Source organism: Bradyrhizobium genosp. SA-4 str. CB756, from assembly GCF_000473125.1.
Lineage (GTDB): Bacteria > Pseudomonadota > Alphaproteobacteria > Rhizobiales > Xanthobacteraceae > Bradyrhizobium > Bradyrhizobium arachidis.
Genome location: NZ_KI421499.1, coordinates 6,065,950 through 6,088,351 on the forward strand (window position 1 = coordinate 6,065,950; position 22,402 = coordinate 6,088,351).

The 22,402-nt window shown below is 57.4% G+C and carries 12 protein-coding genes and 4 pseudogenes; 8 read left to right on the forward strand and 8 right to left on the reverse strand.

What is annotated here, in order from left to right:
* Window positions 1–388 precede the first annotated feature (388 nt).
* The 4 genes and pseudogenes from BRAGE_RS49695 (at window position 389) to BRAGE_RS0129310 (ending at window position 5,941) form a co-directional block, all read left to right on the forward strand.
* Window positions 389–1,244 (forward strand): annotated as a pseudogene (locus BRAGE_RS49695) (isocitrate lyase/phosphoenolpyruvate mutase family protein).
* A 594-nt stretch (window positions 1,245–1,838) separates the two neighbouring features.
* A complete protein-coding gene (locus BRAGE_RS56995) occupies window positions 1,839–3,359 on the forward strand; it encodes a tyrosine-type recombinase/integrase (RefSeq protein WP_051378122.1) in 1,521 nt (506 codons plus the stop codon).
* A 292-nt stretch (window positions 3,360–3,651) separates the two neighbouring features.
* A complete protein-coding gene (locus BRAGE_RS0129305) occupies window positions 3,652–3,837 on the forward strand; it encodes a hypothetical protein (RefSeq protein WP_027562800.1) in 186 nt (61 codons plus the stop codon).
* A 766-nt stretch (window positions 3,838–4,603) separates the two neighbouring features.
* Complete coding sequence (locus tag BRAGE_RS0129310) at window positions 4,604–5,941, forward strand: LLM class flavin-dependent oxidoreductase (RefSeq protein ID WP_027562801.1); 1,338 nt, start codon at window positions 4,604–4,606, stop codon at window positions 5,939–5,941.
* Window positions 5,942–6,658: 717 nt separating this feature from the next.
* On the opposite strand, the gene BRAGE_RS0129315 is transcribed toward BRAGE_RS0129310, so the two are convergent.
* The gene (locus BRAGE_RS0129315; RefSeq protein ID WP_027562802.1) at window positions 6,659–7,279 is read right to left on the reverse strand and encodes a nitroreductase family protein; all 621 of its coding nucleotides are present in this window, start codon (window positions 7,277–7,279) and stop codon (window positions 6,659–6,661) included.
* Window positions 7,280–7,863: 584 nt separating this feature from the next.
* Here BRAGE_RS0129315 and BRAGE_RS0129325 point away from each other — a divergent pair.
* Window positions 7,864–8,889, forward strand: a complete 1,026-nt coding sequence (locus BRAGE_RS0129325; protein ID WP_084334781.1) for a radical SAM protein — start codon at window positions 7,864–7,866, stop codon at window positions 8,887–8,889.
* Between the two features lie 242 nt (window positions 8,890–9,131).
* Here BRAGE_RS0129325 and BRAGE_RS49710 read toward each other — a convergent pair.
* Window positions 9,132–9,644 (reverse strand): annotated as a pseudogene (locus tag BRAGE_RS49710) (integrase core domain-containing protein); the annotation flags it as partial.
* Between the two features lie 539 nt (window positions 9,645–10,183).
* Here BRAGE_RS49710 and BRAGE_RS51810 point away from each other — a divergent pair.
* On the forward strand, window positions 10,184–10,903 hold the full coding sequence (locus BRAGE_RS51810) for a hypothetical protein (protein ID WP_027562804.1): 720 nt from the start codon (window positions 10,184–10,186) through the stop codon (window positions 10,901–10,903).
* Between the two features lie 548 nt (window positions 10,904–11,451).
* Here BRAGE_RS51810 and BRAGE_RS54995 read toward each other — a convergent pair.
* The 3 genes and pseudogenes from BRAGE_RS54995 to BRAGE_RS57975 all read right to left on the reverse strand — a co-directional run.
* Window positions 11,452–12,617: pseudogene (locus BRAGE_RS54995) on the reverse strand (IS3 family transposase); the annotation flags it as partial.
* Between the two features lie 447 nt (window positions 12,618–13,064).
* Window positions 13,065–14,720, reverse strand: a complete 1,656-nt coding sequence (locus BRAGE_RS0129350) for an HAL/PAL/TAL family ammonia-lyase (protein WP_199820251.1) — start codon at window positions 14,718–14,720, stop codon at window positions 13,065–13,067.
* A gap of 903 nt (window positions 14,721–15,623) precedes the next feature.
* Window positions 15,624–16,034, reverse strand: a complete 411-nt coding sequence (locus BRAGE_RS57975) for a transposase (protein ID WP_084334785.1) — start codon at window positions 16,032–16,034, stop codon at window positions 15,624–15,626.
* A 538-nt stretch (window positions 16,035–16,572) separates the two neighbouring features.
* On the opposite strand from BRAGE_RS57975, the pseudogene BRAGE_RS57000 reads away from it, so the two are divergent.
* Window positions 16,573–16,680, forward strand: a pseudogene (locus tag BRAGE_RS57000) (transposase domain-containing protein); the annotation flags it as partial.
* A gap of 689 nt (window positions 16,681–17,369) precedes the next feature.
* On the opposite strand, the gene BRAGE_RS0129360 reads toward BRAGE_RS57000, so the two are convergent.
* Complete coding sequence (locus BRAGE_RS0129360; protein WP_231164259.1) at window positions 17,370–17,897, reverse strand: GNAT family N-acetyltransferase; 528 nt, start codon at window positions 17,895–17,897, stop codon at window positions 17,370–17,372.
* Between the two features lie 260 nt (window positions 17,898–18,157).
* Between BRAGE_RS0129360 and BRAGE_RS53265 the strand changes: the two genes are divergently transcribed.
* Window positions 18,158–18,643, forward strand: a complete 486-nt coding sequence (locus BRAGE_RS53265; RefSeq protein ID WP_084334789.1) for a GNAT family N-acetyltransferase — start codon at window positions 18,158–18,160, stop codon at window positions 18,641–18,643.
* Window positions 18,644–19,163: 520 nt separating this feature from the next.
* Here BRAGE_RS53265 and ccrA read toward each other — a convergent pair.
* Together ccrA and BRAGE_RS57005 are read right to left on the reverse strand one after the other, a co-directional pair.
* The gene (ccrA, locus tag BRAGE_RS0129365) at window positions 19,164–20,438 is read right to left on the reverse strand and encodes a crotonyl-CoA carboxylase/reductase (protein WP_051378125.1); all 1,275 of its coding nucleotides are present in this window, start codon (window positions 20,436–20,438) and stop codon (window positions 19,164–19,166) included.
* A gap of 978 nt (window positions 20,439–21,416) precedes the next feature.
* The gene (locus BRAGE_RS57005; protein WP_231164258.1) at window positions 21,417–21,854 is read right to left on the reverse strand and encodes a hypothetical protein; all 438 of its coding nucleotides are present in this window, start codon (window positions 21,852–21,854) and stop codon (window positions 21,417–21,419) included.
* Window positions 21,855–22,402 lie beyond the last annotated feature (548 nt).

Here is a 22,402-nt window from a genome sequence, read left to right on the forward strand (position 1 = left end):
AGACTCTGGGGGCGCGTAGACCGGGGTAATCATTAGCCCGCGGAGCCTTCAGCGCAGCTGAACCCCGTTCCGCGCTCGCCCCGATAGCAGAACGAGGTTCATGATTTTTCACCCCGAGCTCGGGGCTTCGTCGGCGGCGGAGTGGAGGCTTGAGGAGCGATTAGATATGATCCTGCGCACCTGTGCCGAGACGCACCAATTCCGTGGCTCGGTCAACTATCAACTCTCGCCATTGATCTAGATGACAGCGCTATGCCACCTATCGAGTGATGAACGTCGGTCTCGGTCAACGGAGGCAATCGGCATGCAGGACCACTCGCAGTCTCTCCTCCCCAACGGCTTAATCAATCCGCAGACTCCTCACTTGTTGAACTGATGCGCGCTCAAAATCAATTCCAGCAGCGAACTTTCCTTCCTCACGGAAGCGCTTGACGGACTCTTTGCCGCGATTGCTGAGCGCGCAGGCTTCGAGGGTCTCTGGGCGTCGCGCCTGTCAATCGCCTGCTCTCTTGGATACCGCGACGCCAACGAAGCGTCATGGAGTCACCTCGTCGAGTAGTCGAGCGGATCGTAGACTCAAGCCAGCTTCCTGTCCTGGTTGACGGCGACGGTGTCTTTGGGAATTCCAACAATGCTCGCCTGCTGGCGCGCGAGCTCCGCAAGCGCCGGCGCTGCCGGCCTCGCGCTGGAGGACAGCTGTTTTCCGAAGATGAACTCGTTTGTTGGCGATCGGCACCCCCTCGCCGATATCGACGAATTCTCCGGTCGCTTGCGTGCCGTAAAGGACGCAGTCGCGGACGACTTGATCCTCGTAGCCAGGATCGAGGCTTTGATCGCGGGCATGGAATGGACGACGCTATTTTGCGCGCTCACGCTTACGCCGACGCAGGAGCTGACGGGATACTCATTCACTCGCGAAAGAGTACACCGGACGAGATACTTTCGTTCGTCAACGCCTGGCAGAACGGTTGCCGATCGTGATCGTTCCAACCAAATACTATCGAACACCGGGCTCAGCGTATCGTAATGCCCGCATCTCCACGGTGATCTGGGCCAACCATGCCATGCGAGCTGCAATAGCGGCAATGCAGCGGGTCTGCGGTCGCATCATCGCTGAGGAGAGTGCTGCCAGTGTTGAGCCCAACATTGCGACACTCGACCAGCTATTCGAATTGTTGAGGTACGACGAACTCGCCGGCGCAGAAGCGCGATATTTGCCTCAGCCCCTTGACCGACGACAATAGGCTACATGCACACAGCGGCGTTCACTTCTGACGGACCGATATGCTGCACTTCTTCCCTCGCAGTCAGGTTTGACTGCAACCTTGTAACGACTGCCGTCATATTGGAGATATCCTCAAATGGCGCAACAGCCCTCACGTGGCCCAAACGTGTAGTCTTACCGTCTCCGGGCTCGATATGTTGAACTTTACGCTACTGCAGCACCATACCTGACCGCCTGAGGCACTCGTCGGCGCTTTCAGCGCCTGGAAATAGCGGCACGCAACGGCGTGCGATGAAAGGACGAATGGCAACCCGTGCTCCCCGAGAGTGCTATCATTCTCGCCGCCGGCTGCGGCTCTCGCCTCCGTCCTCTGACAGATCTGCGGCCGGACAGCTCGTCGAGCGCTACGCCGCTCGTCTCGTCGAACAGAGGCTCGTTCGGCACAGGACGTGGCGTTACCTCAACGTAGTTGGCGGGCTGCTGAGTTGGATCAGGCCGTCGCTACAAGCTGGTCGATCTCGATGAGCAGGTCGTTGAGCGGTACCTCCGACATCGAGGCGGGAGGCAGTCTATCCAACCTGGTGACCGGGCAGCGCTCAAGCGATGGTTGTCGGTGCTGCGCGAGGAAGGCGCGATCGCGCCGTTGGTGCTACCGCCTCTCACCCCGCACGAACGGATCTTCAAGGAGTTCGATGCCTACCTGCGATCAGAGCGCGGCTTGGCCCCGAGGTCCATCGTACGCCATCTCCCGGTCATCCGCAGGTTTTTGCACGAGGTGTACTCCGGCGGCGCCGCCGCCCTGTGCAAGATCGACCAAGAGGACGTGATCCGCTACATTGAGCGCCACGCCCAGGATTGGAGCCCAGGAACAGGCAAGGCAATGTGCTGGTCGCTGCGTGCCTTTCTCCGTTACCTCTACCATCGGGGGCTGAACGCGCGCCTGTTGGCGGATTGCGTTCCATCGATGCGCCGATGGAAGCTCGCAACTCTACCGACCTATCTGCCTGCCGCTCAGGTGCGGAAGGCTCTCGACGGTTGCGACCGAGAGACGGTGATGGGACGCCGCGACTACGCCATTCTGTTGTTGCTGGCCAAGCTCGGCCTGCGGGCCGACGATGTTGCGACGCTCACCCTCGACGATATCGGCTGGCGCGCCAGCGAGATACTCGTTCGCGCCAAGGGCCGACAGCGTGCACGAATGCCGATACCGCCAGACATTGGCGCGGCTATCGTTGCATATCTGCGCAATGGCCGCCTAAAGTCGTCGTGCCGACGGCTGTTCGTCCGCACACTCGCGCCACATGTCGGCTTTGCTTCCGCATGCACGATCACCATGATCGCCAAGGCCGCTCTCGATCGCGTTGGAATCGAAGGTTGCGCCCACCGCGGCGCCCACATCTTGCGACCCAGTCTCGCTACCGAGCTTCTCCGATCTGGCGCGAGCTTTTCGGAGATCGGACAGTTGCTGCGACACGAGAACCACGACACCACCCGGATTTTACGCGAAGGTCGACATCGATGCGCTGAGAACATTGAGCCTGCCCTGGCCGGGAGGCGTGCAATGAGCCATATGCGCGCCGCACTCTATAAGTACCTGAGCATGCGCAAGGGGTTTGGATACACGTACGAGCATCAGCCCCGTCGGCTCGCCGACTTCGTCGCCTTCATGGAGAAGCGCAAAGCCAGGATCATCACGACGAAGCTGGCAATGGAATGGGCAACGCTGCCGCCCGATCGTCATGCATCCTGGGCGCTGAGATTCAGCGACGTGCGCGGGTTCGCGCGCCATGTCGCCAACTACAATCCGAGAACGGAGGTGCCGCCCGTCGGGATGCTGCCCGGATGGAAGCGGGCCAAGCCCTATGTCTACAGCGACGCGGAGATCGATGCGTTGCTGACGGCAGCGCTGGCTCTGCCGCCAGCGGGCGGGCTGCGCCGATGGACCTACCATACCCTGTTCGGGCTGATCGCGTTGACGGGCGTGCGCATATACGAGGCGATGGGCCTGGAGCGTGATGACGTCGACCCCGACCGGCGTGCTGACGGTCCGGCTGACCAAGTTCGGCAAGTCGCGGCTCGTACCATTGCATCCCACGACGAGAACCGCGCTGCGCGACTACGCCGACCAGCGTGATGCTCTGCTCGGATCACGCTGCGGCTCGACCTTCTTTGTTGCCGAACAGGGAGGTCGCTTGCTGCACCAGTACGTTCATCGTGTCTTCTAGCGATTGTGTCCAGAGAGATCGGGCTGCGGCGCCCACGTGATCGTACAGGGCCACGAGTGGTATCTCTCGGCCTGCCCCTAGTTGTTGGAAGAAGCTGCGCGGCGTCTCGATCGGCGATGGGACGTGACGCCATGAAGCCCGCCTGCAACGTGGCCACGTTGATCGAGCGCTTCTTCACCGAGCGCCTCATGCGCCAGCGCAATGTCAGCGCCAACACGATCGCCGCTGTGGCTCGATCATGAATCGGTCGAGACGACGCAGACGTACCTGCACGCCCACCTCGCCCTCAAGGAAGCTGCCCTGGCGAATCTCAAGCCGTACGAGCGCGGCAAGCGAACCCGCTTCCAGCCGAACGACCATCTGCTCGCCTTCCTCGAGGCGCTCTGAACGACCAGACTATGCCGAATGGAATGGGGCTGCCGCGCACGCGATCGATGGTGCCAGCGTGACACCGGGGTACCAAATCCGTTCGGCATAGTTCGGCGGGCGGCATAAACCTGTAAGCTGAACGAGGTCGATCCGCTTGCCTGCCTGGCCGGCGCGCTCAGCAGGTGTCAATGGCCACCTAAACAGCGAAATTGATCAGCTACTTCCCCGGGCCGATCGCGCGCAATCCCTCAAAGCCGTGGCCTGAGAACGACGCTTACCGAGTATCAAAAAGTAGATCAGATGTAGCCGGATACAGCTATCTTACGCATAGGCTCCGCCTCCAGCCCAGCTTTTCGCGAGTATTGTGGGACGCAGTAATTGCCTGTTGGTCAACTACTAATGCTAGCTGTTGATTGTGCGTGCAGAAGCATGCCTTATTTTTGCGGATGTTCGTCGGATCAGTCATCACCTATAACGTGCTGCGGCATGGATCATCAATCAAGATCGGTTGTCGTTAACGGCTCTGATCAATGCGCCGGGCTCGCCGCGCACAGGAAAGCTTGCTACCTCAACTCTGTTCTAGCCAATTTGCAGTGGCAGCGTCCGATGATGGGAGGGTGCTTCGAAAAAGCAGAGTGCCGTTCTAGTAGATGTCACAGAAATCAACCGCGATCCCTGGTAGCCGCGAGAAGTCGAGCATTCGAGAGACGCAGTTCGCCCCATGAGTACGAGGACGTAGCTGGTACAAGGCACGAGCGATAGTGCAATTGAAAGGAGATGCGCCATGCAACGCAATGGTGAAATGAAGCTCGGAGTGATGCTTTTTTCGGTGGGATATCACGAAAGTGCCTGGCGCGACCCGGACGTTCCAGCGAATGGCGGAGTTGATTTGGACTATTATGCTCATTTGGCAGCTCTCGCTGAACGTGCCGCATTTCACTTCATATTTCTTCCCGATTTCCTAAGCGTATTAGAACCAGACGATGCAATAATAGCTCGTGTAAGCCGAAGCAACGGATTCGAGCCGATAACGTTATTGTCGGCACTTTCATCGAAGACCCAAGACATCGGACTTGTCGGGACGGCAACGACGACCTATCACCAGCCCTATCATCTTGCACGCAATTTCGCGTCACTTGATCATCTATCGCGCGGCCGAGCGGCCTGGAACATTGTCACCTCGGGGGCTAGCTCCGAAGCGCCAAATTTTGGCGAAACGGATCTTCCAGATCATGATGCGCGCTATTCTCGAGCGAGAGAATTTGTAGACGTCGTCAAGGGGCTTTGGGACTCGTGGGAAGATGATGCTTTCATTCGCAATAAGCAGGATGGCATCTTCGCTGACACCACGAAGTTGCATTTGCTTTGCCACCGAGGGGAATACTTATCAGTTAGAGGCCCACTGAATATCGCAAGGCCGCCGCAAGGGTACCCCGTGTTGGTTCAGGCTGGCGCATCCAATGCTGGAACAAGATTCGCCGCTGAAGTCGCGGAAGTGGTGTTCACAGCCGAACCATCTTTGGAGAACGGTAGAAGATACTACGAGACCCTCAAGGAGAAGGCGCGCGCATTGGGGCGCAAGGACAGCGAGGTACTAATTATGCCGGGCATTGTTCCAATCATTGGGAGGACGAAGGAGGAAGCATACGACAAGCTTCAAAGACTGCAATCGTATACGCACGTCGACGTGCAAATTAGGGCGGCTGAGCGTTTGCTGGACACTGAGCTGCATTCGATTGATCTTGATTCATTAGTTCCCGCGAGTCTACCGCAGACCAATGTCATCCAGAGTCGTCAGAAGCTGCTGCTCGATTTGGCCGCACGCCAAGCACTTACATGGAGGCAATTGATCCGCTTGGTAGCGGACAGCAAAGGCCATCTCATGGTGGTTGGCACACCGGACGAAGTGACGAACGCGATGGTGGACACATTTGATCAACGTGCGGCGGACGGATTCAACTTGTTGCCAGCGACTTGTCCTGGCGGACTCAAGGACTTCGTTGATCTCGTTGTTCCCGAGCTGCGCCGACGAGGTAAGTTCAGATCAGGGTATTCCGGGCGAACCCTGAGAGACAACCTCGGTCTTAAGCGACCGGTCAATCGTTTTACGAAACAGCTGTAAGCACACGTTTGTGAAACGCGTCCGAGCTGGAGCGAGATTCAGCTCGGACCTACAGGTGCAAGATAGTCGGATTTGATAGCGAAATGGATCTCGACCCTGATCCTACGGTTCTAAGCTTCGACGAGGCGGGAAGGCTGTCTGCGAATCCCCTTCATTGAGGGGGCGACTCCTAAATTTGGCGCGCTGGGAAATTACCGATCGTCCTCTGGCCGCGGCCACGGTGTACGGCTCATCTATCAGGCCGAATCCTGAACGGGCCGCCATCGGTCGGTGGTTGCTGTGGCCCCGAAGACGGACGTTGATCGCCACAGGATGAATCCGCCACGATTTGGGCGATGGAGTACAAAGACGGGGGGTAAGCTGCGCCTGGCAAGCGCTACCAGTTGGCGCGATCAGTTCATGTCTCTCGGTTCGAATTGGGCAATTCAAGCTGTGCATCTTTGTAGAAGGCGCGGGCTAATCGGAATAGAGCTTCTCCGAACCCAAACGCCGCGTGAGTGTCGTCCCGCGGAGGGCCCCTCTCTAGCAAAATGGCGCGACACCTCCAGGCGAGGTCAGCGCTGCCGGGGGCGGGTACGGTCAAGTCGACGACAGGCAATGGACCTATGAACGCCCATTGTTGCTCACGAGGGATACGGGTAGTCGGACCTTGCTCTATCGGACTCGGGAAGCTTTGATGGCACCGACTTGTCAGGTCTATTCTACGCGACGCATGCATCAGTTCCTGAATCGTTCAGGAAACACGCCGCGGGCGACAAAGTGATCGACGGGTGAACGGCTGCTCGGCTGTTCACGCTCCAGCAGACTAAGCGGCAGATGAGCGCCGTCCCCCTTGCGCCCAACGGCGATCGCTATTTCGACCGCAAAGCCCTCGGGCACCCTGAGCAGGGCGCGCGCCTTCTCCATGTCAAATCCGCTCATGCCATGTGCACCCCAGCCGAGGGCAGTTGCCTGATTGGCAAAGTTGGCCCAGGCTGCACCGGTATCGAAGGAATGCGTGCGCGAAAATTGCTGCTGGCTCTTCCCAGCTGGCGAGAAGTTCTTCCTCGACAGAAGATAGATCAGCGCCGCCGCATGTCGCGCCCAACCCTGGTTGAAGTCGATCAAAGGGGCAAGAAATGCTTCGAACTCTGTCTGACCGCGCAAGACATAAAGAAATCGCCAGGGCTGAGAATTGAAGCCGGAGGGAGCCCACCGGGCGGCCTCAAAAAAGGTGTTCAGAACTTCTTCAGAGATCTGATCGGGGTTGAACCCGCGCGGCGACCAGCGATTGACAAATATCGGGTCTGCGGGATGTTCGGGGACACGAATTCTGGGAGGGCACGCTTGGTTGCTCATTCTCTTTTCCTTCGCCTGCTTGTCACCCCACGGCGCTCGCCGGCCCACTCATGCGGGCGAGCGCCGCCTCTCTACCCCTGTGAGAGTTCGCGATAGCCTTTACTTCCGTGGGCAATTTGCGTGCCATGGCCAGAGCGGCATGTGATAGGCGCTTGGCAAAAAAGGCATGCTCTTCTGCAAGTGCCACTGTGGAAGCTCGTGTCCCTTTGCTAATTTTCCGAGTATTCAATCGCGATGGCGAAAATGGAGTAAGATGACACCGGTCGCCTCTAACAGGATCTAAACGTCGCTAAGCAGGCTCCCTTGATACTTCCGACAAAGTCCTTCGGCGGTTTTCCGCCATTAGCGAAGCCCGATCGTGACGGCGAAGCCAGATAGTTGGTGGTTGCCTCTCGTGCCGGCCTGACACCGTGGGTGTAGGCTGTGCGTAGGCCTTCTTTTTGAGAGTAATGCACCTTGTGTCTGGAATCTCCGTAAGCTGTGCGGATCACGACATTGCACGCCAAATCTCGTTCTGGTTATGCGCCACTCGCGCTGGCATAGATCCTGCTCCGCTCTTATCTCGGTATAGCTAGGAGGACGCCATGCAACTTGGCACGCCAGCTTCCATTGCCTTCGGTCACCTGCGAATCGGCATATCTTCTTACTGTAATCTTCGCTGCAAGCACTGCTATGTGCACGAAGATTATCGAGATCAAGACAAAGGACTTTTGGAGCAATCACAACTATCTGTTGATGAGATTACAAATTTCGTTGATCATCTTATTGAGAAATATTCTCTGAGGAAGGTCTCGTTAAGCGGGGGGGAGCCGCTTCTCAACGTCGTATTTCCACGCTCTGCGGCAGTCATAGCCCACGCCAATAGGCGAGGCCTTGAGGTGCAATTGAACACGGGCGGCCTTGGTGAGGTCGAAATTCGAGACGTCGTCTCAATGTTCGACGATCCACAGAAGCTTGTTTTACGGTTTAGCTTCGATGGTGCAAACAGAGAAACCGTGGACCACTTCTGCGGTAGGGCAGGCGTTTACAGGTCCGCACTCCGCCAGATGTTTGAAGCAGTCCATTGCGGGGCTTTGGTCCAAGCTAGAATTACGATTAATCGGCACAACATCGGTGAGGCGCTGGACGCTTACAGGCTATTGTCGTCCATCGGCATTGACGCCTTCAGGGTCAAGCCGATATTCGCCTCGGCCGTCGCGCTCGATAGCGAGGACGCGCTTCTCGTTTCAATCGACGACATTAGAGTCCTGCAGGAGGCCATGATCAGAATGGCTGCCGAGACATCAACGCGCCTCGAACTGCCGCCACCTATCCTTGTTGACACGTCGAAGCCGCGGCCCAATGTGAAGTATGCCGAATGCGACTGTGGCATTGCCTCAGTCTTTCTCTCTATAAATGGTGACCTCTATCCATGTCCTCATGTCATCGGGGATCCCGGCAGCGCGGAGTACTTCGTTGGTAACGTTCGACGGTCCGGATTCGATCTAGAGACTGCTTGGCGAACGTCACCCGCCGTCCAGAGATGCCAGGCCATCAACGGCTGCGCCAACTGCCCTTCGCAGCTAACTCTCCTGAAGAACGTCCACAAACGTGCTCTTGCCTGCGCGTGATATCGAAACTCACGAGCCGTCCCCATCCGGCTCGCGAAGCGAGGGCCAGCACTGCTGGATTCGAACCTTCCGGTGGTTTTTTTCTCCGGGATCCGAAGTGTAACAGCGTCACAAGCAAGCGGCTTTCGGAAACAGATGCGTCTAGTACTCGGGCTGGACTCCAATGACCCCAATGCCCGGGCCAACTACTTCCCTCTGATCGAATGTCCTTCCAACGGAGGAGGTGACCTTGCCCCCGAGTTTTATCCAATCCTGAGTTCGCCAGGTCGTTGGATTTGCCCGGTTGGGCGGTGGGAGGTGGGAGTGACGGGAGCTGGCGCGGAGCCTTCGGCATAGCGCAGCGCCAGATCCCGGCGGTGGCAGGTGAAGGCGAACTCGGAGAGCGTCTTCCATCCGAGCTGCGAGTGGGGTCGTGCATCGTTGTAATCGGCCCGCCAGCATCCGAGTGTGACGCGAGCCTGGGCCAGTGACGTGAACAGCGTCTCGTTCGGCAATTCATCCCGCAGCCGGCCGTTGAAGCTCTCGATGAAGGCATTCTGCATGGGCTTGCCCGGCGCAATGTGGTGCCATGCGACGCGGCTCTGATCCGCCCATGTCAGGATTGCGTTGCTGGTTCAGCTCGCTGCCGTTGTCGCTGACACCATTTTCGGCTTGCCGCGCTCGATCATCAGCCGGTCTAGTTCCCGCGCCACGCGGATGCCGGAGAGCGAGACATCGGCCACCAGCGCCAGGCACTCGCGGGTGCAGTCATCGATGCTCGAAGAGGCAGTAATCACATTCGAACCAAGCCGTTGCAAATCATTGGCGAATAAGATCGCGCTGTCGTTCCGCCTGATTCATGTTTCTGCTAGCTAATGCACAATGCAGCCGCTGCCCGAGACATAGGAACTTGAGTCAGATGTCGTCGCTTGCATCCAACAACTTCAGCCGATGATCCAAATATCGCAGAATTGCTACTCCGAACTAAGATGAGCTTGGCCTACTGCGATCTAACGCGAGCAGATAGGGAATGAAGCTAAATCCACGCTGACACAGAAGTGGGTTATGGAACGGAATTCAATGGCACTCGCATGATTGGCTTGATGAGAGCACCGCTCCACTTGAGTAGACGTTCGCCGAGATCCCTTCCCGGAGAGGGGTACCGAGCTAAGTTCGTCCAAACAATTGCATTCACAATCGCGAACTGAGTCGTAGTAATTGGCTCCGCACAAATAAGTTGTTCTAGATACGACTATGGATGCACGGTATGCTCTCACATGCGTGTTTTGACGGTCGAAAAAAAGAGAGGACGGACATGGAAAGGAAGCAGCCGGTGCTTGGAATCATTCAACTGGACTCCGTTCACGCGATAGAGGGGTCATCGGCGGAGCTCCTGGACCGGGGCGACGTGATGCCTTTCCTTATCGCAGATCCGTCACTCTGGCACCTGCCATTCCAGAGCGTGATTGCCAGAGGTGCTGACTCGGTTGCAAACAAGGTGCCTACTCCCGAAGCCGTTAGTGGCATCATCGGCGCGGCCAGTCGGTTAGATTCGCAAGTTCAACTGATCATTGGCGGCTGCGGCTATATGTGGGCATCCCGAAAGCATCTGTACGGGCGAACATCGACTGCCGCGCTAACCAGCGGACTTGAGTTTCTAAGCTTGGCCCTGCGGATGACCAACAAGCCAGTCGGCATTATCACCTGGGACGCCACGTCGCTTGTTTCTATGCTGGAAGATCATCCGGGTTCGGAGCGGTTCCGTTTCGTGAGCGTGGGTGATCTGACGGAATGGAGTAACGCATGGACCTGCCGATCCGCCTACCAAAAACCGGGGGGGTGGACAAAGGAGAGGATGGCGCAGCAGTTCGCGGAGCAGTTAGCCGAGGCGTTTGCAGACGATGGAGTCTTTAAAGACGTCGGCGTTCTGGTGATCGAATGCATGCTAGTCCCCGACTTCCGTGAGACGATCCGTACTGTCACTTCTCTTCCGGTCCTGGACCTCATTTATTTCGCCAAAGCTGCGCTCGAGTAACAAAAAGTAGATTGCACCTGCAGCAGCTACAGGACTGTTTCGGTAGCTCTGTTCCAATCACAGTGTTTTTGTCTCGAACTGGGGCGTCTCGATGAGCCAGAAACGCGCGTCGGTGATCCTCTCGCGGTTGTTCGATGCCCAAGAGGACTTGCAACGAGAATCACCGCACGCACCATACGGCGCAGACATCGTCGGAGTACGCAAGCGACGACGAGCCGAGCAGATAGGGTTTCCCTCTGTCGGTCTCGGTACCGCCAGTCCATACCGAGGATTTGTCCGCAAGGTTGAGACCAAAAGAAGTTCAAGCTCTGGTCCGGGCCATATCGTCTTTCCTGCAACCGGCCTGGCTTCCTCCAACTGCTTTGCGGGAAGCCAATTACTCGCAACTTGGTACGGCGTCACTGGGCTTGCTCATCTTGGCGAGCAACTGAGCTTCCACCTCGCCGCTCGCAAGCCCGTACTTTTTATAGAGCTCCTGTATGGCGCCGTTTTGAATCAACACACGCAGCTGCTCGCTGAATTTGTCGCGGTGACCTTGCCCCCGCCGATCCTGAGTTCGCCCGGTCGTTGGATTTGCCCGGTTGGGCGGTGGGAGCGACGGGAGCTGGCGCGGAGCCTTCGGCATAGCGCAGCGCCAGATCCCGGCGCGGGTGACAGGTGAAGGCGAACTCGGAGGGCGTTTTCCGAGCAGCGAGTGGGGTCGTGCATCGTTGTAATCGGCCCGCCAGCATCCGAGTGCGACGCGAGCNTGGGCCAGTGACGTGAACAGCGTCTCGTTCAGCAATTCATCCCGCAGCCGGCCGTTGAAGCTCTCGATGAAGGCATTNTGCATGGGCTTGCCCGGCGCAATGTGGTGCCATGCGACGCGGCTCTGATCCGCCCATGTCAGGATGGCGTTGCTGGTCAGCTCGCTGCCGTTGTCGTTGACCACCATTTTCGGCTTGCCGCGCTCGATCATCAGCCGGTCCAGTTCCCGCGCCACGCGGATGCCGGAGAGCGAGGTATCGGCCACCAGCGCCAGGCACTCGCGGGTGCAGTCATCGACCACGGTGAGGACGCGGAAGCGGCGGCCGCAGGTGAGCTGATCCGACACGAAGTCGAGCGACCAGCGCTCGTTCGGCGCCATCGGCACCGTCATTGGCGCCCGGGTCCCGATGGCGCGCTTGCGGCGGCGCACTGCAAGCTTCTCTTCCCGGTAAAGCCGGAACAGCTTCTTGTGGTTGACCCTATAGCCCTCCCGCTTGAGCAGGACATGCACGCGCCGATAGCCGAAGCGGCGGCGCTCGTGCGCGATCGCCTTCATGCGCTGGCGAAGGCCGCCATCGTCCGTCCGGATCGTCTTATCTCACAGTCATGCGGCAGCTGCCGATGGTTTTACACGCCCGCCGTTCGCTCATCCCGTGGCCATCCATGAGATGGGCGACAGCTTTCCGCTTCCCCGCGGGCGTCACCATTTCCTTCCCAGCAAGTCCTTCAGCGCGACATTATCGAGCATGGCATCCGCCAGCAACCGCTTCAGCCGCGTGTTCTCATCCTCCAGCGCCTTCAGCCGCTTAGCCTCCGACACCTCCATACCGCCGAACTTCGCCTTCCATTTGTAGATGCTGGCGTCGCTGACGCCGTGCTTGCGGCACAGGTCGGCAACCGAAACGCCGGCCTCGTGCTCCTTCAAAATCCCGATGATCTGCTCTTCCGAAAAGCGGCTGCGCTTCATGCTCTGGTCCTTATCGTGGGCCAGAACGAACTTCAAACTGGATTAAGCCCGTGGGGCAAGGTCAGTAGGTCAGTCAAATTGGATCACGAAATGTGGGGCAAACGTCTCAACCGCTGGCTCTGGTTGACGCGATAAAGCTAGCCGTGATTGACGAAAACCGCCGAGCGACAAAGATCGAGGCGAGAGAATCACGTCCTGCAATTGCGCAAGCTGTCGGTGCACATCCTTGGTTTGGTCCATAAAGCTAAGCGGGTGGCTCCAGGTCATCTGCGGGCCCGCGATCCTCGGAAGCGGGAATTTCACTCGCTGATCGAACTCGCTATCTCAGACGGAAGCCGGCCACACGACCTGAACAGCCTGCGATAACCCCGCCGGACGGGGGAACGCGTCCGGCTTAATGAGATCGATCTCAATTGTCAAACCTCTCCTAGACTTAAACTTTTCGCGTCAGTGCGTGCCCCACGCTGGCTCCAATCGCGGAAGCGGCAGCAGACCCTCCACAATCGCCAGCGATATGGCGGCAATATCTTGGTCCATCGCTCGATCTTCGGCCAATGGAGGGCTGATCTTCTTCACGGCTTCATACAAGACGCTCAATGCACACGGCAGTTCAGCTCCATTGGCTTGTAGAGCAGCGGCCTGACAAGCCGCTAAGAGGGTCATCGCAACGACGTCCCTTAACTTAAGTTCCATCTCCGCTGCGCCAAGCGCCGCGTGCAGTCCCAGGCTGACGAAATCCTGATTAAACTGTTCGGTTGGCAACGTATGGACGCTTGCCGGAGCACTTTCACGCCGGAGATGTGCGACTAGAGAGGTGTGCGAAATTTGCACTCCCTTGAAGCCCTGATATAGGCCGAGCCGCGGACTCAGCGAATTCGGGAGGCCCCGCGAGAAGCGGCTGTCCATCAAGAGCGCCATGATCGAATGCATGTGATTTCCGACTGTTGCAATATCAATCTTGAGTACGTCCATTGCGCGGGAAACATGCTGCCCCATGAAATTTCCGCCGTGAAGGACGTCACCAGTCTCCGGGTCCACCAATGGGTTATCGTTTGCTGAGACCGCCTCCCGCTCAATGACAATTCGTGTTTCACTCAGGGATTCCGGCACTATGCCGAGTATCTGTGGCGCGCAGCGAATTGAATATATCTCTTGGACGCCTTCCGCGAGACGGAGAATTCCATCGGGCTCCTTGGGCCTGTGAACGGCTGAAGAAAGATGCGAGGCCGACGTATAACCCAACATCTTGCGAAGCGCCGCGGCGACGGCAATTTGACCTGGGTGCCCTTTCGCGGCATGAATGCGAGCATCGTAGTGTTCTCTCGAGGCGTGCAACGCATCAACTGCGAGCGCAAGCGTACCGAGCGCGGCTCGAAACGTCATCCATAGTCGCAGCACCGTCACGGCGCCGATGCCCGTCATCACTCGAGTACCATTGACGAGAGCCAGCCCCTCCTTTGCTTGAAGTTCGACCGGGGCAATGCCAGAGCGCGTTAGCGCTTCGCTGGCGCTCATTTCCTGTCCACCAAAGCGAACGCGACCGCGCCCGCAGAGCGCACTCGCTATATAGCTCGATGGAATCAAGTCCCCGCTCGCGCCGACCGATCCATGTTGCGGTACAATTGGAGCAATGCCGAGATTAATGTGTTCAAGAAGGCTCCGTACGATCTCAGGACGGACGGCGGACCAGCCGCGAACCAGAGCTAACAAGGTCAGGAATTGGGCTGCCCGGACGTATTCCTCCTCAAGGCATTCGCCGGTTCCCACGGATAGAAACGTAAGTAGATTGCTTTGGTGGAGTGCCAACTGATCGTCGGGGATTACGAGATTGCTGTTGCCCCCGAAACCGGTATTGATGCCGTAGATAACTTTTCTTGCGGTCAGTCGACTTTCGAGCTGAGCCCGCCCTTTCTGGAGGAGCTCCAGCACGGCAGGTGCCAAGGAGACTTTGCGATGGTGCGCTGCAACGTCATGGATGTCGTCAAGTTTGACGTCTGCACTAACATCTAAAACGAAGGACGTTTGCCGTCGTCGCGCAGCAGCCGCCGATTCGACTACCATAAAATCGTTATTCCCACGGGTAGGTTTAGTGGTCATGTTCATCTCCAGCAACTCCAGTCTGAGACTTGAATCCGTTTGTCGCCTGCCAATCGCGTCGACTCATGTTGTCGAACGTTTCTCTTACCTCCTTATGCTGTGTCTCGCATCATCGTGTGACACTCCCGCTCTTGCATCCTGGCTACCTACTCGAGCTTCGACGCACCTGTACGGACCCAGATTTTGTAGAGATGAAGTCGTCGGCGCGGCGAAGATGCCACCGTCTGGGTTCCGGACGTACACTCATATAACTTCTGCAGCACACATTTGTCGCTCGCACATCTTTGAAAGGAACATCGGCCGAATAATATGCAGAGTCCTTGCAGATCAGCTACGCGGGCTCGTGAGAATGGTCCTGCAACGAATCCATTAAGGGACGGAAAATGGATTCTGGCTGCCCGTGCTCGAAGCGAGAAACGGATTTTCTAGGATCTGAGCGTAGCCCGAGCGCGGTGAACGGTAAGAGCGCAATCTCAGGTCCGACGCCCCGACCGGCTCCGGAGACGAGGGCGGCCTTGCTTAGTGCATCGAACAGCTCACTCATGACGTTACGGTCCTTTCCCTTCGAGATGGTTCACCGCAATTGGCTGCTCGACTAGGCTTCGAACGGAGAGAGATCTACGACGGATAAGACCGGGAGGCCACCCTGGGCTCCCCCCTAATTCCGGTAGTCGGTCCGACTGGGACGTCGCAGTGTGCTTGCTCGTTTTCCGGCCTCCGGGCGGCGCATTCTGTACTCTAACTCCGTTTCGCACCGGCGCTCTTCTCGACAATATCAATCATTGTTCCAGATGAACGGACGCGACAAACGCCGCTACCAGGGCCGCCGTGACCATTGATTCAAGTGCGCGCGACAGCACGACGTACCTCAGCGGACGCGCCGCAACTGACGCGTCTGCGAAGGACAAATTACGGCGTTTGAGGGCGAGCCGAGACGGGCACGCTCCAAGCGCTCGCTGACCACGTCTTCGAATCAGCCCATCGTAGTCTGCCAGTGGACATCAAAAACGCGGCGAGCAGAGGCCAGCGCTTGCATCTTAAAATGTTCCCGCTCCATGCGCAGCCGCTCGTTCTCTCGCTGCAAACGCGCGATCTCTGCCGCGTGGTCCGCCGACGGCAGCGCCGCCTGCGGTGTGGGGCGCCGCATCGCCGCCGTCGGCTCCAGCCAGACCCTCGCTGCTCCACCCACCGCCGCAGCACGGAATCGCGTAGGCAAAGCTCCTTGGCAACAGATCCGATCGAGCGCCCGCTCGACGCGACCAGATCAACCGCTTGCCGCTTGTAGTCGTCCGTGAACGACCGGAGTTGACGTCCTTCCATCCGACACCTCGTGGCGCTTAGAACCTATTACAGGTGTCCATCAATTCGGAGGTTCGGTTCGATTTTCTCGGTTATAGCTTCCGGCCGCGATCGGTCCTTCGCCCGCATTCGCGTAAGATGTTCTGCGGGTTCATCCCAGCGATCAGCAAACCAGCGTTGAACGCTAGGCGGCCGAGGCTTGAAACTTCGCAGGCGATATTGCCCGCGAGCTAAACCGGTGGTTAGGGTGGATCGCTCCCTATGGGCAATACACGCGTTCAGCGCTTTACCCATTGCCGCTAGACGTTGGCTATATGGTTGAAGCGAAAGTACAAGTGCTTCCATCACCGTTTAGGACATGCGCGCTCTTTCTGGAGAAGATCGCGCGTGAGAACCGCAGGCTCCTTGTGCATTGGCAACCAGGCGATGGGGGCAAGCTTGCCTGATGGGAGCCGGGTGTGAGGCGAGAGGCTCACGCCCAGTTCTGCGAGAGGCTGGAGGTGAAATCCCTTCGGCCTACTCACCCGACGGAGCCGGTGCTAACCAAGGGCACGACCGCGTCGCGGCCAAAGTGAATAGCGTCGATCCGGAGGCCTGGCCGACGGATATCCTGGCCCGCATCGCCGCCCACCCAACTCATCGGCTGGACAAGCTTCTCCCCTGGAATTTGACGCCGGCATCAGCCGTTCTCCGCTCGAGCGGCATGACTACCCACGTCAACAAGGTTCATCACGTCACCACCATCCCTCAGGTACTCAGGTCGCAAAGGACCTTGGTGAAGACGAAGACTGGCTGCGCGACATTGCCATTGAAATGGAGATCGATGACGGCCTGATCTGGGTCTATGGCGTCGGCTGATCCTACCGCGCTTGGCGATCGCTGGGCCGCCTTCGGTAGCCAAGAAATCGAGGACGCGTTAGCGTCGCCACCGCCACTTTGCGTGGCCCAATGCCCAAAGCCCCCAATTTGCTTGGCGATACCTACTTGAGTATTCGCACTAAGTCCGCCGCAGTCCGTGGCGCTATCCAATATATGCCAGTGGCCCACTAGAACATCTGGGCAATCGCGGTTTTCCACATATAGCCAATGCGTCGGCGCCGCGTACAGGCGCCTATTCCGTATCGATGGATCCAAAGCACACATCGGCTCGCGTCCTTTGACACATCTCAAAGGCCCTCTTGTTACGCCATCAGGACTAGCCCCGCTTCTGTAGGTTACGAGTCTCGATGTCGCGTACGTGTTAATGCAATCTGCGCCTTTCAGCATATCCCAGGCGCGATCGCATCGTACCGCAACTGTCGTCAACGCGAAATGAGCCGGTTCCAGCGCACAGTCCCGCACCAAGGAGGGGCCGGATTAGGTTCCCGGTTCTATAAGCTTTTCAAAAACCAAGATATCGTAGTGCTTTCCGCTGTGCGAAAAGACCTCTGGAAGGCATCCGGCAATCGAGAATCCACACTTCCTTTCCGCGAAATAAGCAACATGGGGCATATCTTTGAACGCCATCGCAAAAACGCAGTGTAGCTCAAGGATGCTTGCTCGCTTCAGAAGAGCGTGAGCAAGAGCGGACCCAATTCCCTTACGGCGACATGACTCTTGAACATAGAGTGACATCTCGGCCGTTTGTTTAGCATCTTCCCCACGAAGCGGAGTGAAAGCTGTCCAGCCGACCACGGCGTCTTTGTCCACGCACGCGTAGGCCTCGAATGAGGAACGCGATTCGAACAGAAAATCCTTCATTTCGTTGATGCTCCAGGAGCGCATTCCTTGTGTCGACTCTCTTGCACGACATGCGCTGTTGTAGATCTCTGTCACTGTTGCCAGGTCACTTGTTAGCAACGAGCGCACTTGGTATGACATCAGACGTCCAATCTCACGTTGCATCGAGCCTCGTATTTTGCGTAACAGAACTAGCCATCTACCAGTGCCATTCCGGGGAGTTTCCTGCATCTGCCAGAGCTGATAGCTTGTGTGAACGGGCCTGACTGTGATCTCCTCCGGGCGGTGAATAGGACGGCAACGGCGTGTCAGGTTATACGATGAGTGGCAAACAAGACGCGTGGTGATATTCGGTGACGCCAGTGCGAACTGAAGCGCATAGCGCGTCGAGCAGGCGAGTGCACTATAAAGGGACGAGTCAGTTAATGTTTCGACGCGCAACTCAAGTCGATGCGGCCGCGATGGCGAAGATCTACAATCAAGCAATGAAGCCCGGCGTCTTTGCTATAAGCCAAAGGACTCCTGATACCTGTAACGAACGCGTCGCCTGGCTAAGTGCGCATCAAGATCCCTACCCTGCATTCGTCTACGAGGACAAAAACGGTAAGGTAATCGGCTGGTGCTCGTTGAGCAGGCTTTCAATTCGCCCGGAATATGCCGACGTCGCTGAAACGTCACGCTACATTGACGAGAATTATCGAGGCAAAGGAATAGGCAGGCGGATGGCTGCACATTTGATCGAAACTGCCACCAATTTGGGATTCCGGCTACTGGTTTCAAACGCATTTGAAAGAAATCTCCCAAGCATAAACAGTGTTTTCGGATACCAGCGAGTCGTGGTCTTACATGAAGGGGCCCTCGTCCATGGTGAATGGCAGGACTTCGTATTCTTCTGGAAAAAATTGCGGTGATCGGTATCCAAGCGGCGCAAGCCCGGCCGACACACACCACTGGATCGAGCTAGATGCCCCAGCTTCTGCCGACAGCTAAGACGAGAGTTGGCGCCGTCATTTCAGGTTGCACCATGCCTATCGAGCCTGAGATCACGACCGACCGTGAGCCGCTAGCCTTTGAAACGGCCTGAAAAGGTGTTCATTCCGATCCCGCCGAGCATCTCGTGTGGGCAAAGAGATAACGGTTCGGCTAAGAACTCAAACTGCAGGTACGAGAGCTGGCTTGCCTGCTGATGGGCTGCAATCGTGTCGTGAACACCTGCGCCGAGCTCGAGTCCGTTCGGTACAGGATGCAGAGCGGCGCGATAGCTTCTCCTACGCTGATGGAGACTGCTTCACCTGAACCGAGTGTGCACAAACTCGCCGCCGCATGATACGCGACAATACGAGATGGCGAGAGTCAACTCGTGAGGCATCATCATAGATGATGTCTGATGTCCCCACTATCTCGGATCTTGCGAGTTCCAGCATGGTCAATTTAGTATGGTCGCGCCGCTTTTGCTTGGACAAGGACCGCCATGTTTCCAGGCTGGTGCTTGTTTTTCCACATTTTCGTGTGAGCCTGCGGAATTTCGGCCCACGCAAAGACTTCGGACAGGCAGGGGTCTATACGCCGTTCGATAACAAGTCGATTCGCTTCCCAGACTTGATATAGGTTTGCGTAGTGGCTGCCCTGGATTCTTTTCTGCCGCGTCCAGGTAAACCGCGCATCTATCGTGAGGTTGTAGCCTGACGTCGCACCACAGAAGACAACCATGCCACCTCGTTTCGCGACGAAGCAGCTAACCGGAAATGTCATTTCTCCCGGGTGCTCGAACACTATGTCGACATCGTTGCCCTTTCCTGTAATCTCCCAAATGGCTCTGCCAAAACGGCGCACCTCCTTCATGTATTCGCCGTATCGCGCGGCATTACCGACATCGGGAAGTCGACTCCAACAGGTGAACTCGGTCCGGTTTACCACGCCTTTCGCTCCCAATGACATAACATAGTCGCGCTTCGACTCGTCAGAAATGACGCCGATCGCGTTGGCGCCTGTCGCGGCTACGAGTTGCACTGCCATCGAGCCAAGCCCGCCAGCGGCACCCCAAATCAAGACGTTTTGACCTGGTCGGAGGGTGTGGGGACCATGAAAAAATAACATCCTGTATGCAGTAGCCAGCGTGACCGTATAGCACGCGCTCTCTTCCCAACTTAGGTGCGTTGGCCGGGACAGTAGCTGACGTGATTGAACGCGTGCGAATTGCGCAAAGGAGCCCTCCGGGGTGTCATAACCCCAAGCCCGCTGGGAAGGTGACAACATGGGATCGCCGCCGTTGCACTCGACGTCGTCGCCGTCGTCCTGATGGGCATGAACAACCACCTCGTCACCCACTTTCCATCTCTTCACGCGATGGCCTACCGCCCAAACAATTCCCGCGGCGTCCGAACCGGCGATGTGATGAGAGTGCCGATGCACCTCGAAGGGCGAGACTGGCTCCCCAAGGGCAGCCCAAACACCATTGTAGTTGACGCCTGCCGCCATAATCATCACCAAGGCGTCGTCCGATCCTATCGCAGGCGTGTTGACTATTTCCATCTGCATGGCAGATTCTGGCTCTCCATGCCGCTCCCGCCGTATCACCCAAGCATACATGTGTTTCGGCACATGCCCCAACGGCGGAATTTCCCCGATCTCGTAAAGCTCCTTTGTGACCGGGGCATCTTTCGCCACTGAGAAGCTGGGGCTTGTGTGTTGAGTGTTTCCTGGCATGTGACCTCCCTGTAAAAGGGCAAACCGACGCTTGCCGACAACTTCGACTATTCAAGCTCTACATCGGCGCATCGCACCCAGACTGCATCTTCGTTTGTGCCGATCGATCAAACAAAACGACAGCTCTCTGAACGGGCGCAAGTAGAAAAGCGCCGCCTTATAGAGGAGCATTCCTATCCAACTGCGTCCTCCCCTTCTGAACGATCTCTCGAATATCGTCCGACAGTTCTATCCGTCGCCGCTGGACCGCCTAGATGTCGTCAACTCGATCTTTAAACCGGCACGAGTCAGAATTGGCGACAGTTTTTTTAGAATCAGCCAATAACTCCAGGTTCACTTGATCGTTTATTTGACCGGCCGCGTAATTGGAGAATTTCATTGGTCACCTCTACCCCCACTGGGACTCTTTTTTCATCGTAGCGACCCCCACGAACATGCCAGCGCGGCAACCCACCTTGTCTTGCAGCGCTTTATCGCGCACCAGAAGTGGCTTGGATGCGAAAGAATACAGCAAAAAGGAAGGGAGTCTTCCTACCAGTTCTGGAGGGAACGCCAAATCGCTCTGCCTTGGCTGAACACTCATGCTAGGAATCATGAAATAGCAACTTAACGCTGCTTCTCGTTCTACTGCTAAGACTTGGCTTGCCTCTCCCTGGAGTTCACCATGCATCACAGCGCTCAGGACGGTTTCGTGCCACGCCTGAAACGTGCACCGGTGCCGTCCATTCGCCTTGAATCTGCTGGTTGGGAAAGGTGATCAATGAGGCGGCGCCGGATTTAAAGCGAAGTTGAACCGAAGGATACGGGCGGCCTCTCATGTCCCTCCCTTCCGGAGCAATAATCTCCAGGGAGCTGAAGTCGTCCTGTTGCGCGTGGCTCCGATTACACTGATGTCAATATGGCCCGCACGGCCGGCATCCCAGTTGTCGGTGAGACGTAAAGCATCGTGCCGCGAAGCGGATGTGACCAACGGAAGGCTTAATCCACCGGCCTACTACCGAACTTTGCGCGGGCGTCAAGTTCGATGGTCTGAAGAGGAGATCCGGCGTGTTGCACTCCCATTCGATCACGATCTTCTATACTCGAGCCGGCGAGGGAGCGTATTGTCAAAGATGCTGCCCCGCGGTGTTCGCCACCAGGTCTTGTGGGAGAAATTGAAAGGTTTTGCGGCGGGAAGAGTTTTGGTTTATCGTAGCCACCAGGGGCGAAGCTAAAGCAGAAATTCAGATCGGGAAAGGCGCCTGCAGAAGAAGTTCTAAAGCACATTTCGCGCCAGACACGGCCGGCAGTAGTCGGCGGACGCCAGCCTCGAATTCTGGTCCGGTCTGCCGCGAAAGCCCTTCGCCAAGTCACGAGCAGAGAACGCGACAAGCCATATCGCCGCACTGTCGCCGCAACCAGGCGTCGCTCGGACATGCTTTCCAAAACAATCCGAGCCTTCTCCCCTTCAGACCAGCGCCGCCGCGGCCCGTTTCCACCACTTCAGGTCGATTCAGCGCACTGATCGTATGACTGTCCATACGTACAGTTCTCAACTATGAGGCCAGTCCGCTGCAAGACGTCTCTCCCCGGAGGCTTACGGACCGTGCTCGACCTATGTTCGCGCATCAAAACTGGCGCGCATTGCATCCAGCCGGTCGCAATGTCCGTGAGAACGAGCGTTTGGACAAACTGCACTGCGCCAACGCAGCGGTGTGAGCAATAAGATCGGCCTTGACCAACCGGGCGTCAAATCCGCTCAAACCGCTGAAGTACGAACAGGGACGCTGCGCCGCAGAGCGCTTGCTACAGAGCGACGGCGCTGCCGTCCGCTTTGCTCGTCGACAATCGCCTCATCGTTACCCTGCGTTCCCTTGCCACTGGGGAATAACTCCCGTGAGTCAACAACTCAGCATTCAGGAACACTTCGGGCGACCGGTCTCACTTTGATCGCCGCTCCGCAGCCCAAAAGATCGCCGCTGAGC

What these genes read in the sequence shown, in the direction of transcription:
- BRAGE_RS0129305 (WP_027562800.1), top strand. Translation starts at nt 3,652, where the DNA reads ATGTCAGCGCCAACACGATCGCCGCTGTGGCTCGATCATGAATCGGTC.
- BRAGE_RS0129325 (WP_084334781.1), top strand. Translation starts at nt 7,864, where the DNA reads ATGCAACTTGGCACGCCAGCTTCCATTGCCTTCGGTCACCTGCGAATC.
- BRAGE_RS57975 (WP_084334785.1), bottom strand. Translation starts at nt 16,034, where the DNA reads ATGGAAGGACGTCAACTCCGGTCGTTCACGGACGACTACAAGCGGCAA.
- BRAGE_RS53265 (WP_084334789.1), top strand. Translation starts at nt 18,158, where the DNA reads ATGTTTCGACGCGCAACTCAAGTCGATGCGGCCGCGATGGCGAAGATC.
- BRAGE_RS0129360 (WP_231164259.1), bottom strand. Translation starts at nt 17,897, where the DNA reads ATGCAACGTGAGATTGGACGTCTGATGTCATACCAAGTGCGCTCGTTG.
- BRAGE_RS0129310 (WP_027562801.1), top strand. Translation starts at nt 4,604, where the DNA reads ATGCAACGCAATGGTGAAATGAAGCTCGGAGTGATGCTTTTTTCGGTG.
- BRAGE_RS57005 (WP_231164258.1), bottom strand. Translation starts at nt 21,854, where the DNA reads ATGTCCGAGCGACGCCTGGTTGCGGCGACAGTGCGGCGATATGGCTTG.
- BRAGE_RS0129350 (WP_199820251.1), bottom strand. Translation starts at nt 14,720, where the DNA reads ATGAACATGACCACTAAACCTACCCGTGGGAATAACGATTTTATGGTA.
- BRAGE_RS51810 (WP_027562804.1), top strand. Translation starts at nt 10,184, where the DNA reads ATGGAAAGGAAGCAGCCGGTGCTTGGAATCATTCAACTGGACTCCGTT.
- BRAGE_RS0129315 (WP_027562802.1), bottom strand. Translation starts at nt 7,279, where the DNA reads ATGAGCAACCAAGCGTGCCCTCCCAGAATTCGTGTCCCCGAACATCCC.
- ccrA (WP_051378125.1), bottom strand. Translation starts at nt 20,438, where the DNA reads ATGCCAGGAAACACTCAACACACAAGCCCCAGCTTCTCAGTGGCGAAA.